1 protein-coding gene is annotated in these 379 nt (G+C 72.0%); it reads left to right on the top strand.

Translation table 11 applies throughout. From position 1 onward, the window contains the following. On the top strand, positions 1-379 hold a 379-nt coding region (locus BEK98_RS47650; protein ID WP_143684310.1), incomplete at both ends, for a fumarylacetoacetate hydrolase family protein.

Below are 379 nucleotides of genomic sequence, written 5' to 3'. Positions count from 1 at the left end.
GCTGGACGCGGTCGCGGGCTACACGATCGTCAACGACATCTCCGCGCGCGGTCTGCACGCCCGGCCCAACCCGCTGGCCCCGCCGTTCGCCTACGACTGGCTCGCGTCCAAGGGGCGCGACACCTTCTCCCCCATCGGCCCCGGTGTGACGCCGTCCTGGTTCGTGCCGGACCCGCAGACGCTGCCGGTGCGGCTGTGGCGCAACGGCGTGCTGGAGCAGGACGGAAACACCAAGGACATGATCTTCGGCGTGGCCCAACTCATCTCGGCCGCCAGCAAGTTGATGACCCTGGAGCCGGGCGACGTTCTCGCCACCGGCACCCCGGCCGGCGTCGGTGTCGCCAAGGGCATCGCGCTCCGGGCGGGCGACCGGCTGCGC

It is taken from the genome of Streptomyces diastatochromogenes (assembly GCF_002242805.1).
Lineage (GTDB): Bacteria > Actinomycetota > Actinomycetes > Streptomycetales > Streptomycetaceae > Streptomyces > Streptomyces diastatochromogenes.
This window is presented reverse-complemented; position numbering and strand designations above follow the sequence as displayed.